Origin of the sequence: Rhodovarius sp. (assembly GCF_040399605.1) — a bacterium.
Taxonomy (GTDB): Bacteria; Pseudomonadota; Alphaproteobacteria; order Acetobacterales; family Acetobacteraceae; genus Rhodovarius; species Rhodovarius crocodyli_A.
On the sequence record NZ_JBBARU010000001.1, the window covers coordinates 131,434 to 146,411 of the forward strand.

Annotated in this window: 16 protein-coding genes; 10 read left to right on the plus strand and 6 right to left on the minus strand. The window is 67.4% G+C overall.

What is annotated here, in order from left to right:
* Nucleotides 1–32: 32 nt before the first annotated feature.
* Entirely contained in the window at nucleotides 33–662 is a 630-nt protein-coding gene (locus ABWP84_RS00645; RefSeq protein WP_353210050.1) for a histidine phosphatase family protein, read from the plus strand.
* 7 nt (nucleotides 663–669) lie between these two features.
* Here ABWP84_RS00645 and ABWP84_RS00650 read toward each other — a convergent pair whose 3' ends face one another.
* The 3 genes from ABWP84_RS00650 to proC form a co-directional block, all read right to left on the minus strand.
* Nucleotides 670–1,896, minus strand: a complete 1,227-nt coding sequence (locus ABWP84_RS00650) for an MFS transporter (RefSeq protein WP_353210051.1) — start codon at nucleotides 1,894–1,896, stop codon at nucleotides 670–672.
* Between the two features lie 63 nt (nucleotides 1,897–1,959).
* Nucleotides 1,960–3,033, minus strand: a complete 1,074-nt coding sequence (rutA, locus tag ABWP84_RS00655; protein WP_353210052.1) for a pyrimidine utilization protein A — start codon at nucleotides 3,031–3,033, stop codon at nucleotides 1,960–1,962.
* Between the two features lie 100 nt (nucleotides 3,034–3,133).
* Nucleotides 3,134–3,943, minus strand: coding sequence for a pyrroline-5-carboxylate reductase (proC, locus tag ABWP84_RS00660; RefSeq protein ID WP_353210122.1), 810 nt, complete (start codon nucleotides 3,941–3,943; stop codon nucleotides 3,134–3,136).
* Nucleotides 3,944–4,082: 139 nt separating this feature from the next.
* Between proC and ABWP84_RS00665 the strand changes: the two genes are divergently transcribed.
* The 3 genes from ABWP84_RS00665 (at nucleotide 4,083) to acs (ending at nucleotide 6,968) form a co-directional block, all read left to right on the plus strand.
* Nucleotides 4,083–4,343 (plus strand): YMGG-like glycine zipper-containing protein, encoded by a 261-nt coding sequence (locus ABWP84_RS00665; protein ID WP_353210053.1) that lies wholly within the window; start codon nucleotides 4,083–4,085, stop codon nucleotides 4,341–4,343.
* A gap of 173 nt (nucleotides 4,344–4,516) precedes the next feature.
* Nucleotides 4,517–4,849, plus strand: coding sequence for a hypothetical protein (locus ABWP84_RS00670; protein WP_353210054.1), 333 nt, complete (start codon nucleotides 4,517–4,519; stop codon nucleotides 4,847–4,849).
* Between the two features lie 181 nt (nucleotides 4,850–5,030).
* Nucleotides 5,031–6,968 (plus strand): acetate--CoA ligase, encoded by a 1,938-nt coding sequence (gene acs / locus ABWP84_RS00675; RefSeq protein ID WP_353210055.1) that lies wholly within the window; start codon nucleotides 5,031–5,033, stop codon nucleotides 6,966–6,968.
* A 21-nt stretch (nucleotides 6,969–6,989) separates the two neighbouring features.
* On the opposite strand, the gene ABWP84_RS00680 is transcribed toward acs, so the two are convergent.
* Nucleotides 6,990–7,964, minus strand: coding sequence for a quinone oxidoreductase (locus tag ABWP84_RS00680; RefSeq protein ID WP_353210056.1), 975 nt, complete (start codon nucleotides 7,962–7,964; stop codon nucleotides 6,990–6,992).
* Nucleotides 7,961–8,416 (minus strand): methylated-DNA--[protein]-cysteine S-methyltransferase, encoded by a 456-nt coding sequence (locus ABWP84_RS00685; RefSeq protein WP_353210057.1) that lies wholly within the window; start codon nucleotides 8,414–8,416, stop codon nucleotides 7,961–7,963. The genes ABWP84_RS00680 and ABWP84_RS00685 overlap by 4 nt, the downstream gene beginning before the upstream one ends.
* Before the next feature lie 157 nt (nucleotides 8,417–8,573).
* Here ABWP84_RS00685 and ABWP84_RS00690 point away from each other — a divergent pair, with 157 nt between their 5' ends.
* From ABWP84_RS00690 to ABWP84_RS00715, 6 genes are read left to right on the plus strand one after another with little or no spacing between them, the layout of a single operon-like run.
* Nucleotides 8,574–8,909, plus strand: a complete 336-nt coding sequence (locus ABWP84_RS00690) for a (2Fe-2S) ferredoxin domain-containing protein (RefSeq protein WP_353210058.1) — start codon at nucleotides 8,574–8,576, stop codon at nucleotides 8,907–8,909.
* A 7-nt stretch (nucleotides 8,910–8,916) separates the two neighbouring features.
* Complete coding sequence (gene mnmE / locus ABWP84_RS00695; protein WP_353210123.1) at nucleotides 8,917–10,194, plus strand: tRNA uridine-5-carboxymethylaminomethyl(34) synthesis GTPase MnmE; 1,278 nt, start codon at nucleotides 8,917–8,919, stop codon at nucleotides 10,192–10,194.
* Between the two features lie 18 nt (nucleotides 10,195–10,212).
* Nucleotides 10,213–12,057, plus strand: a complete 1,845-nt coding sequence (gene mnmG, locus ABWP84_RS00700) for a tRNA uridine-5-carboxymethylaminomethyl(34) synthesis enzyme MnmG (protein WP_353210059.1) — start codon at nucleotides 10,213–10,215, stop codon at nucleotides 12,055–12,057.
* A gap of 14 nt (nucleotides 12,058–12,071) precedes the next feature.
* Nucleotides 12,072–12,686, plus strand: a complete 615-nt coding sequence (gene rsmG, locus ABWP84_RS00705) for a 16S rRNA (guanine(527)-N(7))-methyltransferase RsmG (RefSeq protein WP_353210060.1) — start codon at nucleotides 12,072–12,074, stop codon at nucleotides 12,684–12,686.
* A gap of 16 nt (nucleotides 12,687–12,702) precedes the next feature.
* Complete coding sequence (locus ABWP84_RS00710) at nucleotides 12,703–13,455, plus strand: ParA family protein (protein ID WP_353210124.1); 753 nt, start codon at nucleotides 12,703–12,705, stop codon at nucleotides 13,453–13,455.
* Complete coding sequence (locus ABWP84_RS00715; protein WP_353210061.1) at nucleotides 13,452–14,291, plus strand: ParB/RepB/Spo0J family partition protein; 840 nt, start codon at nucleotides 13,452–13,454, stop codon at nucleotides 14,289–14,291. Before ABWP84_RS00710 ends, ABWP84_RS00715 begins: the two co-directional genes overlap by 4 nt.
* A gap of 40 nt (nucleotides 14,292–14,331) precedes the next feature.
* Here the strand turns inward: ABWP84_RS00715 and ABWP84_RS00720 are convergent, their stop codons facing one another.
* Nucleotides 14,332–14,973 (minus strand): 3-oxoacid CoA-transferase subunit B, encoded by a 642-nt coding sequence (locus ABWP84_RS00720; RefSeq protein WP_353210062.1) that lies wholly within the window; start codon nucleotides 14,971–14,973, stop codon nucleotides 14,332–14,334.
* Nucleotides 14,974–14,978 lie beyond the last annotated feature (5 nt).

The following is a 14,978-nucleotide window of genomic DNA, read 5'->3' on the forward strand; positions in this document are numbered from 1 at the left end:
ACCCCGCGCCGCCACCGCGCCACGCCAAGCTGATGCATACCACCCGCTTCTTCCTCATCCGCCACGCCCTCGTCACCCCGGCGGCGCGGAGTATCCTTTATGGCAGCATGGATGTGGCGCTGTGCGAGATGGCGCTGCGGCAGGAGGCGGCGCTGTATCGCTGGCTGGCGGCCAGGCTGCCGCCGGGCAGCCATTGGGTGACATCGCAATTGGCCCGCACCAAGGCCACGGCGGCGGCGATCTTCGCCGGCGGCTACCCGGCCCAGCCGCTGGAGGAGGAGCCCGATCTGGCCGAGCAGCATCTGGGCGAGTGGCAGGGCATTGTGCATGAGGCGCTGGTTGAGCGCCTGCGCCACCCCCCGCACCCCTTCTGGCCGCATGCCGCCGAGGAAGAGCCGCCGGGCGGCGAGAGTTTCGCCCATGTCGTGGCCCGGGTGGGCCCGGTGCTGGAGCGCTTGGCCGAGGAGCAGGCTGGTGGCGATGTGGTGATCGTGGCGCATGGTGGCTCGATCCGCGCCGCGCTGGCGCATGCCATGGGCATCACGGCGCATCAGGCCCTGCTGTTCAGCATCAAGAATCTGGGCCTGACCCGGCTGGAGAAGACCGGGCCGGATTGGCGGGTGGCGGCGGTGAATGAGGAGCCTTGGACCCTGCCGGGGTAAGGCTGGGTTATTCCGCCGCCTGCGCCTCGGGCGAGATGGCCCAAAGCTCCGGCTGCAATTCCTCCCGCCGGTCGGGGAAGGCCAGGGCGCAGACCAGCGTCACCGCCGCAACGCCGGCCAGCACCAGCATTGACAGCCCCAGGCTGCCCGAGGCGCTGTGCAGCATACCCACTAAGGGCGAGGCCGCCGCGGCGCCCAGAAAACCCACGGTGAAGCGAATGGAATAGAGCCTGGCGCGAAGCTCCGGCGCCACATAGCGCGCCGTCATCGTCTCATTCACCGTCACCTGGCCGAAAATGGCCGCCGCCGCCACGGCAGAGAATACCAGCACCGGCCAGCCATCGAGGAAGGAGAGCAGCAAAAGGCTGGGCACCAGCGCGAAGGCGAGTGGCATGAAGACCTGCTTGAGCGTGCGGTGGTCGATCAAATGCCCCACCGTGTATTGGGTGATGCCGCCGCAAATCGTCGCCGCGAAGGCCAGCACTGCCACCACCGGCAGAAGCTCCGGCGCGTTGGTCAGGCGCTCCTCCATCAGCTTGGGCAGCAGCAGGGTGAAGGCGTTGAAAACCAGCCCCGAGACCATGGCGATGAGCATAAGCACCACCACCGCGCGCCGCACCAGCACCCGCGGCATCGCCGGAAAGGGTTTTGTGCCCTTCACCTGGGAGGCATCAAAACCCGGCTCCAGCGCATAAAGCAGGCCCAAAGCCACGCAGAGCACCCCGGGCGCGATGAAGGCCCATTGCCAGCCGAATTTCCAGGCGATGAGGCCCGTGCATAATGGCGCCAGCGCCACACCCAGATTGCCGAAAACCCCATTAATGCCCACCGCGCGGCCCACCCGGTCACCCCCGGCTTCGACGATGATGGAGGTGCCGATGGGGTGATAAATCGCCGAAAACGCCCCCATCACCCCCAGCCAGAGCCCCAGCACCATGGGTGATTGCGCGGTGCCGGCCAGCGCCATGCCGGCGCCCGCGCCGCAAAAATACGCCACCATCAGCGCCTTGCGCCCCAGCCGCGCCGCCAGCCATCCCATCGGCAGCGCCAGCAAGCCATAGGCCACGAACATGCCGGTGCCGATGGCGATCAGCGGCCCATAATCCTGGCCGAAAATCTCCGGCTGCTGCTGCACCATGGCCAGCGTGGCAGTGGCCAGGATCAGCAGCGAGTAATGGGTGAACAGATGCGCCGCATTGATGAACACCACCTGGCGCGTGACGGGCGAAAGCATGCCGATTTCCTTCAGGCCGAGCCTTCCCTCACCCTGCCCCTTCATCGCCCAATCGCCAAGCCCTCAGCCGCGGCCGGCCCGGCAGGCCATCAGCGGCTGGATGCGTGTGCCGAATCGCTCCATGCCGATCAGGTAATCATCGAAGGTGACCATCACGCCGCGCAGGCCGGGGATGGTTGCCAACTCATCAAGCTGCCTCGCCACCGTGGCATAGCTGCCGATGAGGCGCATCAAATTGGTCGGCACCCGGTCAGAGCGGATCATCCGGCCCACGGTGGAATGCGCCTCGGCCTTCACATCGGCGGCGGCCTGGCTGTCGCGCCAATTCAGCGCTTCGATGTCAGTACCCTCGACGTAATGGTCCCATTTGGCCATCGCCGCCTCATCGGTCTCATCGGCGATGATCATCAGCAGCAGCATGGCGCGGCATTCGCGCCCGGCTGCGGCATTGGCCGCCAGCAGCCGCTCGGTATGCGGCCGCACCTGGGTGACATCATTGATCCCACCGGCCGAGATGAAGTTGAAATCGGCATATTCCGAGGCGAATTGCATGCCCCGGTTGCTCTGCCCGGCCGCGATGATCTCGATGCCCTGCGCCGGCCGGGGGCTGACCCGGCAATCGGTCATGGTGAAGAAATCACCCTTGTGATTGGACACGCCGCTGGCCCAGACATCGCGCATCACCTGCACATACTCGGCGCAATAATCGTAGCGGCGGGCGAAATGCACCTCGCCGGGCCAGATGCCCATCTGCTCATACTCGGCCTTCTGCCAGCCTGAGACGATGTTGACGCCAAAGCGCCCGGGGGCGATGGCATCGATGGTCACCGCCATGCGTGCCAGCACCGCCGGCGGAATGGTCAGCACCGCCGCCGAGGCGAAGAGTTTGATCCGCGTGGTGACGGAGGCCAGCCCCGCCATCAGGGTGAAACTCTCGAGATTATGGTCCCAATACTCGGAAGGGCCGCCAAAGCCGCGCAGCTTGATCATGGAGAGGGCGAAGTCGAAGCCGTATTTCTCCGCCGCCAGCGTCACCGTGCGGTTCAGCTCGAAGGTGGGCATGTATTGCGGCGATGTCGAGGAAATCAGCCAGCCATTATTGCCGATCGGCAGGAAGACGCCCACATCCATCATCATAATCCCCATTCTCTACGCCCATAGGTGGCGCGGATGACGCCCATGGCGCAAGCCGGCGGGCTGGGCGCCGATCAGCATCTGGCGCGCGCTGTGGCGCGCCTCAGCCGGCCAATTCGCGCGAACGCGCAGTGGCCGCGGCAATGGCGCGGTTCATGCTGTCCGGCCATTCCGCCATCAGCACCGCCAGCGCGCGCTCGGTGGTGCCCTTGGGGCTGGTGACGTTGCGGCGCAGCTGCCCGGCATCCTCGGTGCTGGCACCCAGCAGCGCGCCGCTGCCGGCCACGGTGCTGCGCGCCATGCGCCGGGCGAGATCGGCCGGCAGGCCCTGGGCAATGGCTGCAGCCTCCATCACCTCGGCCAGCAGGAAGACATAGGCCGGCCCGCCGCCGGAGACGGCGGTGACAGGGTCGATCAGCCCCTCATCCTCGACCCAGGCGGCCTCGCCAATCGCGGTGAGCAGGCGGTCGGTCAGGGCCCGCTGTTCGGCGGAAACCCCGGGCCCGGCGCAGGCCACGGTAAAACCCTGGCGGATGGCGGCCGGGGTATTGGGCATGGCGCGCACAATGCGCGCGGCACCGCCCAGCGCCGCCGCCATGCCGGCGATATTGCGCCCGGCCATGATGGAGATGAAGACCGGCGCGCCTGCCACCAGCGGTGCCAGCAGCGGCAGCACATGGCCTGCCTCCTGCGGCTTGGTGGCCAGGATCACCGCGGCCGGGGCAAAGCCTGGAGGGATGTCGGCAATGGAGGCCACCACGCGCACCCGGCCGGCAAAAGCGGCGGTGGCGGCGGCATGGGGCTCCACCACCACGCTCTGCGCTGGCAGGCCCTGCTCCAGCCAGCCCGCCAGCATGGCGCCACCCATCTTGCCGCAGCCGATCAACAAGAGGGGAGGCAGGTTCTGGGTCATGGCGTTGTTCTCTTTTCGGCGCAGGATGGTGCGACCATGCCGGGTGAGGGCGCCGGCCGCAACAGCGGCAACCCTCGCGGCATTGAGGTGTTTCACGGTCACGGCGGCCGCTCCAATCCGGCCGCAAAGGGAAAAACTCATGCTCCGCAAGCTCGCCCTGCCAGCCGCTCTCCTCACCGCGCTGGCGACATCCGCCTGCACCAACCCCAATGACCCAACGCAGCGCGGCCTGGGTGGTGCGCTGATTGGTGCCGGTTCCGGTGCTGCCATTGGTGCCATTGCCGGCGGTGGCCAGGGGGCGGCCATCGGCGCCGGTGTGGGGGCGCTGGTGGGTGGCGCTGCCGGCGTGATCACCACGCCGCAGCCCCAGCCACATTATTACCCGCCGCAGCAGAAATAGCCCGCTGGCGAAAAAGCCGCGCCGTTTTCATCTCGGCGGCGGTGGATTGTGGCGCGCTGCCTTCATCGCCACGGCTTCGCCGCACCCGCCTTCAAGATACCTTCGCGCCGCCCTTCTGCTGCCGCTGGTGCCCGGCATTCTTCCTCTCGCACCAGCTCCACAGGAGGAACCCAGTGCAAAAGTCATTCACCCGCCTCTCCCTCGCCACCGCCCTGCTGATGGGCGCGGCCCTTCCGGTCTTCGCCCAGGGTGGCAGCACCCCGGCCGGCACCGCGCAGGGCACGCCCGCCACAAGGCCTGCCGTGACCACCGCCGCCCCGGCGGCCAATGGCCAGGCCACGGCGGCACGGCCCGCCACCCCGGCGCATCCGGGTGGCAGCGTGCAGCCCCAGGCCGCCCGCCCCGCCACCCCTGCCCCGGGCGCCACCGTGCAGGGCAATGCCACCCCGGCCCAGCGCCCGGCGGCCACACCCGGCACCGCCGCCACGCCCAGCCGCGTGAACTGAAACGGCAGGCTCCTCTCAACACCGTGCCGTGCCTGCCCCGGTGGCGCTCAGCCGCCGCCGGGGCCTCTCTCTCGGATCTCTTCACCTCGCCCTGCTGCCGCCCGGCAGCAGGGTTTTTTTCACCGGTTGACGCCCCCCGCGCGCCGCCTGACAAATAGTGGAAACGAGGGAGGCTCCACATATGTCCAGCGACACGCTCATCGCCATCAAGCCCGAGGTGGCGGCACGCACGCTCGTCTCCACCGCGCGCCACGCCGCCATGTCGGCCGAGGCGCAGGAAACCCCGGAGGTGTTCTGGGCGCGTGAGGCGCAGCGCATCACCTGGATGACGCCGCCCACCCGGATGAAGAACACCAGCTTCACCGGCGATGTGAGCATCAAGTGGTTCGAGGATGGCGTGCTGAACGCCTCCGTCTCCTGCCTCGACCGCCATGTGCAGGCCGGCCATGGTGCCCGCACCGCCATCATCTGGGAGGGTGATGACCCGAACAGCGACAGCAAGACCAGCTACGCCGAATTGCTCGAGCGGGTCTGCAAGCTGGCCAACGCGATGAAGGCGCTGGGCATCAAGAAGGGCGATGTCGTCACCATCTACATGCCGATGATCGTGGAGGCGGCGGTGGCCATGCTGGCCTGCGCGCGCATTGGCGCCATCCATTCCATCGTCTTTGGCGGCTTCTCGCCGGAAAGCCTGGCGACCCGGCTGCGCGATTGCGGCTCGGTGGCCCTGCTCACCGCCGATGAGGGCCGCCGCGGTGGCCGCAAGGTGCCGCTCAAGGCCAATGCCGATGAGGCGCTGCTGGAATGCCCCGGCGTGAAGCATGTCATCGTGGCCCGCAACACCGGCGCGACAGTGAATATGGAACCCGGCCGCGACCATTGGTGGGAGACGGTGACGCGCGACGCCCCCGCCGAATGCGCGCCCGAGCCCATGGGCGCCGAGGACCCGCTTTTCATCCTCTACACCTCCGGCTCCACCGGAAAGCCCAAGGGCGTGCTGCACACCACCGGCGGCTATATGGTCTGGGCCAGCTACACCCATGAAATGGTATTCGATTATAAGCCCGGCGAGATCTACTGGTGCACCGCCGATGTGGGTTGGGTGACCGGGCACAGCTATATCGTCTATGGCCCGCTGGCCAATGGCGCGACCACGCTGATGTTCGAGGGCGTGCCGAATTACCCCGATGTCAGCCGCATGTGGCAGGTGGTCGACAAGCATCAGGTGAATATTTTCTACACCGCCCCCACCGCCATCCGTGCCCTGATGCGCGAGGGTGAGGCGCCGGTGAAGAAATGGCGCCGTGACTCACTGCGGCTGCTGGGCAGCGTGGGCGAGCCGATCAATCCCGAGGCCTGGCTGTGGTATTACCGCGTGGTGGGTGAGGAGCGCTGCCCCATTGTGGACACATGGTGGCAGACCGAGACCGGCGGGATTCTGATCAGCCCCCTGCCCGGTGCTGTGGCCCAAAAACCCGGCTCCGCCACCCTGCCGCTGCCTGGCGTGCTGCCGGGCATCGTGGATGCGCAGGGCGTCGTGCTGGAGGGCGAGGCCGAGGGCAATCTGGTTCTGATGGATAGCTGGCCTGGCCAGATGCGCAGCGTCTATGGCGACCATAAGCGCTTTATCCAGACCTATTTCTCTGATTTTCCAGGAAAATATTTCACCGGCGATGGCGCGCGGCGTGACGCTGACGGCTATTATTGGATCACCGGCCGGGTGGATGACGTGATCAATGTCGCCGGCCACCGGATGGGCACGGCGGAGGTGGAAAGCGCGCTGGTGGCCCACCCCAAAGTGGCCGAGGCCGCTGTGGTGGGCATGCCGCATGATCTGAAGGGCCAGGGCATCTACTGCTATGTGACGCTGAATGTGGGCGAAGAGCCCTCCGACGGCTTGCGCCGCGAACTCGTCGCCTGGGTGCGCAAGGAGATCGGCCCGATCGCGACCCCCGACGCCATCCAATGGGCGCCGGGCCTGCCGAAGACCCGCTCGGGCAAGATCATGCGCCGCATTCTGCGCAAGATCGCGGCCAATGAGACGGATAGCCTGGGCGATGTCTCCACCCTGGCTGACCCTGGCGTGGTGACCGATCTGGTGGCGAACCGGGTCGGCTGACCCGGCCGCCGCCTGCCGTCCTCAGGGAATGAGGACGGTGCTGCCCGTGGTCTTGCGGGCTTCGAGGTCGGTATGGGCCTGCGCTGCATCCTTCAGGGCGTAGCGCTGGTTCACGTTGATCTTCACCGCGCCGGACAGCACCACCTCAAACAGGCTCGCCGCGCAGGCGGTGAGGTCGGCATGGGTGGCGGTGTAGGTGTTCAGCGTGGGCCGCACGACATAAAGGCTGCCCTTGGCGGCGAGGATGCCCAGATCAAAGGGCGTCACCGGGCCCGAGGCATTGCCATAGCTGACCAGCATGCCGCGCGGTGCCAGGCTGTCGAGCGAGGGCATAAAAGTATCCTTGCCGACGCTGTCATAGCTGACGGGCACGCCGGCACCGCCGGTGATGCGCTTGACCGCAGCTGGCAGGTCCTCGCTGGTCAGCACCACATGATCGGCGCCATGCGCCTTCGCCAATGCGGCCTTTTCGGGGGTGGAGACGGTGCCGATGACCGTGCAGCCCAGATGCTTGGCCCATTGGCAGAGAATGAGGCCCACGCCGCCGGCTGCGGCATGCACCAGAATGGTTTGGCCGGCGCGCACCGGATAGGTGCTGTGCAGCAGGTACTGCGCCGTCATGCCCTGGAGCATCATGGCGGCTGCGGTCTCGCTGGAAATCCCCTCAGGGATTTTCACCAGCCGGTCCGCCTTCAGGCAGCGGCTTTGCGCATAGGCGCCGATCGGGCCGGAGGCATAGGCCACACGGTCACCCACCGAAACCTCGGTGACGCCCTCGCCCACCGCATCGACCACGCCGGCACCTTCCATGCCGATGATGGCGGGCAGGGAGGGGGCCTTGTAGAGGCCGGTGCGGAAATAGACGTCGATATAATTGAGGCCGACGGCCTCCTGGCGGATGCGGGCCTCGCCGGGCTTTGGCTCCGGGCGGGGCAGCTCCTCCCAGATCATCTTCTCGGGGCCGCCATATTCATGGATGCGGATGGCAAAGGTCATGGATGGGGGTCCCGGGATTCGAGGTCGAGGAGGAAGCGTTTGGTATCAGCACCATCAAGGCCGGAATAGCCACCGATGGAACCATCAGCACCCACCACACGATGGCAGGGGATGATGATGGGGATGGGGTTGCGGCCATTGGCCTGGCCGATCGCGCGCGGGCCGGAGGCGAGGGCGCGGGCGATGTCACCATAGGAGCGGGTTTCGCCCGGCGGTATCTGTTGCAGCGCGGCCCAGACACGGCGCTGAAAGGGCGTGCCATGCGGTGCGAGAGGAAGCTGGAAATGCCGGCGCTTGCCGTCGAAATAATCCTGCAGCTGTTCGGCGGCGTCGCGCAGCAGGGCCGTGGGCTGTTGCTCCGCCACCCGGCCCCAATCAAGGGACACGATGGCGCCATCCTCCTCGGAGAGGGTGAGGTCGCCCAGCGGTGTGAGTAGCGAGAGTTGGGGCATGTGTTTCGGGGGGGTTCAGGTGACGATGCAGCACCGGCAGGGGTGGGGCGTCAAGCGGGGGGGTGTGCTGCGCTGGGCGTGGTGGCGGTGACGCAACACTGCCCCTGGTCGAGCCCTCCAGCCGGCGCTAGACCAGGGCGAACCGGAGCATTCGCGCATGCAAGACCCGCCGCAATTCTACAACGCCCATATTTTCGTCTGCACCAATCGCCGGCCGGATGGCCACAAGCGCGGCAGCTGCGCCGCCTCCGGCAGTGAGGATTTGCGCGACTATATGAAGTCCCGCGCCAAGGAGCTGGCCATCCCCAATATCCGGGTGAATATGGCAGGCTGCCTGGAGCGCTGCGAGTTTGGCCCGGCCATGGTGATCTATCCCGAGGGCGTGTGGTATCGGCCGCAAAGCCGCGCCGATATCGATGAGATTCTCGATGTCCATGTCCAGAAAGGCGGCCGGGTGGAACGGCTGATGCTGACGGAGAAGGACCGCGTCTAGCACCACCATCTTCGCGCTCGCCTCCGGTGCTGGGCGGGCGGCGGTGGCGGTGCTGCGCCTCTCCGGGCCGGGCTGTGGCGCGGTGCTGGATGGGCTGTGCCGGCGGCCATTGCCGCGCATGGCCAGCCTGCGGCGGTTGCGGCATGGCGGGCTGGTGCTGGACCAGGCGCTGGTGCTCTGGTTTCCTGGCCCGGCCAGCTACACCGGCGAGGATTCCGCCGAATTTCATCTGCATGGCGGGCCGGCCGTGGTGGCGGCGGTGGCCGATGCCCTGGTGGCGCTGGGCGCCCGCCCGGCCGAGCCCGGCGAGTTCACCCGCCGCGCCTTTGTCCATGGCAAGCTGGACCTGACCGCTGCCGAGGGTGTGGCGGATTTGATCGAGGCTGAGACCGAGGCCCAGCGCCGCCAGGCGCTGCGGCAGCTCGAAGGCGGCCTGGCTGGGCGCTACCAGGGCTGGGCCGGCCGGCTGGCGCGGCTGCTGGCCCGGCAGGAGACCTTCATCGAGTTCGAGGATGAGGATCTGCCGGAAGGGCTCGACGCGGCCGTGGCGGAGGATGCGGCCGCCCTGCGCGACGAACTGGCCGCCGAGATTGCCGGTGCCGCCAGGGGTGAGGCGCTGCGCGAGGGGCTGCGTATTGCTATTCTGGGCGCGCCGAATGCCGGCAAATCCTCGCTGTTGAATGCGCTGGCGGGGCGTGAGGCGGCCATTGTAAGCCCGCAGGCCGGCACCACGCGCGATGTGGTGGAGGCCAGGGTGGTGATCGCCGGCGTGCCTGTGCTGCTGGCCGATACCGCTGGTCTGCGCGAGACGGCAGACGCGATCGAGGCCGAGGGTGTGCGCCGCGCCCGTGCCCAGGGCCAGGCGGCGGAACTCGTGCTGGCCGTCTTCGCCGCCGATGCGGCCCCTGATGCCGAGACCCTGGCATTGCTGGAGACGGGCGCGCTGGCGGTGGTCAACAAGGCGGATCTCGCCGCCCCTGCCTTGGCAGGCATTGCCGTCTCCGCCCGCACCGGGGCTGGCCTGCCCGCACTTCGGTTAGCGCTGGAGGCGGCGGTGCGGGCCCGTGCCGGGCTGAGCGACGTGGCCGGCCTCACCCGCCCGCGCCATCGCGCGGCGCTGGCCGATACCATCGCCGCCCTGGACGCCCTGCCCCAGGCCGCCCTGCCCGAGTTGCGCGCCGAAGCACTGCGGGCCGCCATGCGCGCCCTGGGGCGGCTGACCGGCGCCATGAGTGTGGAAGCGATTTTGGACTTGGTGTTTTCCGAGTTCTGCATCGGCAAGTAAGCGCGTATAAGCCGCGCCATGAACGCGATGAATTTTGACGTGGTGGTGGTGGGCGGTGGCCATGCCGGCTGTGAGGCGGCGGCGGCGGCGGCACGCTGCGGCGCCCGCACCCTGTTGCTGACCCATAAGCTGGACAGCATCGGCGAGATGTCCTGCAACCCGGCCATTGGCGGGATCGGCAAGGGGCATCTGGTGCGCGAGGTGGATGCGCTCGATGGCATCATGGGCCGCGCCGCTGATGCTGCCGGCATCCATTTCAAGCTTCTCAACCGCAGCAAGGGCCCGGCGGTGCGTGGCCCGCGTGCCCAGGCCGACCGCAAGCTCTATCGCCAGGCCGTGCAGGCGCTGTTGGCCGAGACGCCGGGGCTGACCATCATGGCCGAGGCGGTGGAGGGCCTGCTGCCCGGTGCGCGCGGCGTACTGGGCGCCACGGGCGTGGAATACCGCGCGGGTGCGGTGGTGATCACGACCGGCACCTTTCTGCGCGGTGTCATCCATATTGGCCATGAGCGGCATGCGGCGGGGCGGGTGGGCGATGCGCCTGCGGTGGGCCTCGCCTTGGCGCTGGAGGGGCTGGGCCTGCCCATGGCGCGGCTGAAGACCGGCACACCACCGCGCCTCGATGGGCGGACCATCGACTGGGCCGCGCTCGAATCCCAGCCCGGCGATGCCGAACCCGAGCCACTCTCCTGGATGACCCAGCGTATCACCAACCGGCAGGTGGCCTGTGGCATCACCTATACCAGCGAGACAATGCACGCGCTGATCCGCGCTAATCTGACCGAGAGCGCGGTTTATGGCGGCAGGATCGAGGGTGTGGGGCCGCGCTATTGCCCCTCCATTGAGGATAAGATTGTCCGCTTCGCCGATAAGGCGCGGCATCAGGTGTTCCTGGAGCCTGAGGGGCTGGATGACCCGACTGTCTATCCCAATGGCATCTCCACCAGCCTGCCAGCCGCGATTCAGGCGCAAATGGTGGCGGCTATGCCCGGGCTGGAACGGGCAGTGATCCTGCGGCCGGGCTATGCCATCGAGTATGACCATGTCGACCCGCGCGCCCTGCGCCCGACGCTGGAATTGCGCGAGCTGCCAGGGCTGTTCCTGGCCGGGCAGATCAACGGCACCACCGGTTATGAGGAGGCGGCGGCACAGGGGCTGATGGCAGGGCTGAACGCCGCCCAGCGCGCATCCGGCGCCGAGCCGGATAGGATTCTGCGCCGCGATGAGGCCTATGCCGGCGTCATGCTGGATGACCTGACCCTGCAGGGAGTGAGCGAGCCCTACCGTATGCTCACCGCGCGCAGTGAGTACCGGCTGCGTCTGCGGGCCGATAATGCCGGGCTGCGCCTCTCGCAAAAGGGCCTGGCCTGGGGCTGCATCGGGCGTGAGCGCGCCGTCGCATTTTCTGCCTTTGCCTCTGCCGTGGGCGAGGCCCTGGCCCGCGCTCGGGCCGAGGGTGCAACGCCCGCGGCGTTCCGCGCCGCCGGTGCGCCGGTCAATCTCGACGGCCGTTGGCGCAGCGTGCTGGATGTGCTCGCCCTGCCCGCCATGCGGCCGGAGGTGATCGAGGCTATGTTCCCCTGGTTACGTGACCTGCCCCCACGGGTGCGCGAGCAGGTGCAGGCCGAGGCGCTCTATGGTCCCTATCTGGAGCGGCAGGATGCTGAGTTGCAGATGCTCTCGCGCGAGGAGGCTTTGGCCATCCCCGATGGCATAGACTTCGCGGCCATAGCCGGCCTCTCGCGGGAGATGCAGGTGCGCCTTGCCAAGGCCCGCCCCGCCACCTTGGGTGGCGCCACCCGCCTGCCTGGCATCACGCCTGCCGCCGTCGCCGCGCTGGCCGTGCATTTGCGGCGGGCCTGAGGGGCGTGTTTCACGTGAAACATCCTATCCCGCCGGCCTTTGATGTTTCACGTGAAACACAAGTGCGGCTTGATGCTTATCTGGCGCTGCTGGGGCGGTGGAATGCGCGGATCAACCTTATTGGCCCTTCGCCGCCAGAGACATGGTGGGCGCGGCATATTCAGGATGGCCTGCAATTGGTGCCGCTGCTGCCTGAGGGCGAAGGGCCGGTGGCTGATTTGGGCAGTGGGGCTGGCCTGCCTGGGCTGATTCTGGCGGCCTGTGTGGCGCGGCCCATCCATCTGGTTGAGGCCGATCAGCGCAAATGCGCCTTCCTGCGTGAGGCGGCACGGGAAATGGGCCTGGACCATGTGACCATCCATGCGCGGCGAATAGAGGCCGCAACCCTGCCCCCGCTCGCTGCCGTGACTGCCCGTGCCCTGGCGCCACTGCACAGCCTGCTAGGCCATGCCCATAAATTCCTCGCAAGCGACGGCCTTGCCATCTTTCCCAAGGGCCGCACGGCCGAAGCCGAGTTGACCGAGGCCACCGCCCGCTGGCACATGGGCGTGGAGCGCTTCACCAGCCGCACCGAAGCCGATGCCACCATCCTCCTGATCCGAGAATTGCGCCCTGTCGTCATCGCCTGAACCCTCCGCCCCGCGGATTCTCGCCCTCGCCAACCAGAAAGGCGGCGTCGGCAAGACCACGACCGCGGTGAATTTGGCCGCCGCCCTCGCCGCGCGTTACAAAATCCTGCTGATAGATCTCGACCCGCAGGGCAATGCCTCCACAGGCCTGGGGGTGAACCGTGCGACGCGGCGCACCGGCACCTATGCCATGCTAGTGGAAGGCCGCCCGTTGGCGGAGGTGGCGCGGCCCACCCCTATCCCCAATCTAAGCATTGTTCCGGCCGATCCTGACCTCGCAGGCGGCGAACTTGAATTGGTTGATTTGGAGGGCCGCGAACACCGCCTGCGCCGCGCGCTGGAGGGGGTGAATGGCTATGACTGGGTGATCCTGGATTGCCCCCCCTCCCTTGGCTTGCTCACCCTCAACGCCCTGGTGGCCGCGCATTCCGTGCTGGTGCCATTGCAGGCCGAGTTCTACGCGCTGGAAGGCGTCTCTCAGATCACCCAGACGATTGAGCGCGTGCGCCGCGCCCTCAACCCGCGCCTGGCGCTGGAGGGCATTGCGCTGACGATGTTCGACCGCCGCAACAACCTCTCCGAGGCGGTGGAGAGCGATGTGCGCCAGCATTTCGGCGCCAAGGTGTTCGATACGATTATCCCCCGCAATGTGCGGGTATCCGAGGCCCCCTCGCACGGCCTGCCGGTCACCATCTATGATATCCGCTCCCCCGGTGCGCAGGCTTATATAGCCCTTGCAGCCGAATTACTGCGACGGAACCGCGCATGACCAAGCCACCCCGCCTCGGCAAAGGCCTCTCGGCACTCTTGGGCGATGTGGCCGAAGCGGCCGCGCATGAAGGTGTGCGGACCCTGCCCGTCACGGCGCTCGAGCCTGGCCCCTTTCAGGCCCGCGGCCCGATGGATGCCGATGCGCTGGAGGAACTTGCGGCATCCATCCGCCGCCATGGCGTCCTGCAGCCCATCCTGGTGCGCCCGCGCCCGCAATCGCCCGGCCGCTATGAGATCATCGGCGGCGAGCGCCGCTGGCGCGCCGCCCAGGCCGCGCATCTGCATGAGGTGCCTGTCGTCGTGCGCGATTTTGATGATCGTGAGGCGATGGCGGCGGGCCTAGTTGAGAACCTGCAGCGTGAGGATCTCAACGCGCTTGAAGAGGCTGAAGGCTACCACCGCCTGATCGAACAATTTGGCCTCACGCAGCAGGCGCTCAGCGAGGTCATTGGCAAGTCCCGCCCACATATCGCCAATACGCTGCGCCTGCTCTCCCTGCCCGAGCGCGTGCGCGACCTGCTGCGTGACGGTGCGCTGACCGCAGGCCATGCCCGCGCCGTGCTGGCCGCAACCGACCCTGTGGCGGTGGCATTGCAGGTGGTGGATCGTGGCCTGAATGTCCGTCAGGCAGAGGCCTTGGCCAATGCGAGACCGGCAATCCAGCCAGAGCGCAGGACAGATCCTGAGACCCGCGCGCTGGAACGCGAGTTATCCCAGCATCTCGGCCTGCAGGTGGCCGTGCAGCACAATGGCAAATCCGGCCAGGTGGTGATCAAGTATCGCAATCTGGACCAGTTGGATGGGCTGATCCGCCTGCTCAAGCCCGAGGGCTGATCCTATCGGGCCCACCGCCCGATAGGGAACTCACGCCGCCTCAATTGGCGACGCGGAATTCAGCCTCAGTCTTTTCCCGCACTTCCTCGAGCGTCACACCCGGCGCCAGTTCGATCAGCGCCATGCCAGCATCGCCGCGGCGGTCGATGGTGAAGACGCCGAGTTCGGTGATCACCATATCCACCACCCGCGCGCCGGTGAGTGGCAGGTTGCACGCCTTCAGCAGCTTGGGCTTGCCACCGGCCGTGTGCTCCATCAGCACCACCACGCGCTTCACACCGGCCACCAGATCTATGGCGCCGCCCATGCCCTTGACCATCTTGCCGGGGATCATCCAGTTCGCCAGATCGCCATTCTGCGCCACCTGCAGCGCGCCCAGGATGGACAGGTCGATATGCCCGCCGCGGATCATGGCGAAACTGTCGGCACTGGAGAAAATGCTGGTGGTGGGCAGCATCGTCACCGTCTGCTTGCCGGCATTGATGATGTCGGCATCCTCCTCCCCCTCATGGGGGAAGGCGCCGATGCCAAGCATGCCATTCTCGCTCTGCAACTGCACCGACACACCGGCGGGGATATGATTCGCCACCAGGGTGGGAATGCCGATGCCCAGGTTCACATATAACCCGTCATCCAGTTCGCGCGCCGCGCGGGCGGCCATTTCGTCGCGATTCCAGGGCATGGGTC

Coding starts and splice junctions, on each gene's coding strand:
- proC (WP_353210122.1), bottom strand. CDS start 3,943: ATGACCCAGAACCTGCCTCCCCTCTTGTTGATCGGCTGCGGCAAGATG.
- ABWP84_RS00685 (WP_353210057.1), bottom strand. CDS start 8,416: ATGCCCCAACTCTCGCTACTCACACCGCTGGGCGACCTCACCCTCTCC.
- ABWP84_RS00645 (WP_353210050.1), top strand. CDS start 33: ATGCATACCACCCGCTTCTTCCTCATCCGCCACGCCCTCGTCACCCCG.
- mnmG (WP_353210059.1), top strand. CDS start 10,213: ATGAACGCGATGAATTTTGACGTGGTGGTGGTGGGCGGTGGCCATGCC.
- ABWP84_RS00680 (WP_353210056.1), bottom strand. CDS start 7,964: ATGACCTTTGCCATCCGCATCCATGAATATGGCGGCCCCGAGAAGATG.
- rutA (WP_353210052.1), bottom strand. CDS start 3,033: ATGATGATGGATGTGGGCGTCTTCCTGCCGATCGGCAATAATGGCTGG.
- ABWP84_RS00715 (WP_353210061.1), top strand. CDS start 13,452: ATGACCAAGCCACCCCGCCTCGGCAAAGGCCTCTCGGCACTCTTGGGC.
- ABWP84_RS00690 (WP_353210058.1), top strand. CDS start 8,574: ATGCAAGACCCGCCGCAATTCTACAACGCCCATATTTTCGTCTGCACC.
- ABWP84_RS00665 (WP_353210053.1), top strand. CDS start 4,083: ATGCTCCGCAAGCTCGCCCTGCCAGCCGCTCTCCTCACCGCGCTGGCG.
- acs (WP_353210055.1), top strand. CDS start 5,031: ATGTCCAGCGACACGCTCATCGCCATCAAGCCCGAGGTGGCGGCACGC.
- ABWP84_RS00720 (WP_353210062.1), bottom strand. CDS start 14,973: ATGCCCTGGAATCGCGACGAAATGGCCGCCCGCGCGGCGCGCGAACTG.
- ABWP84_RS00650 (WP_353210051.1), bottom strand. CDS start 1,896: ATGCTTTCGCCCGTCACGCGCCAGGTGGTGTTCATCAATGCGGCGCAT.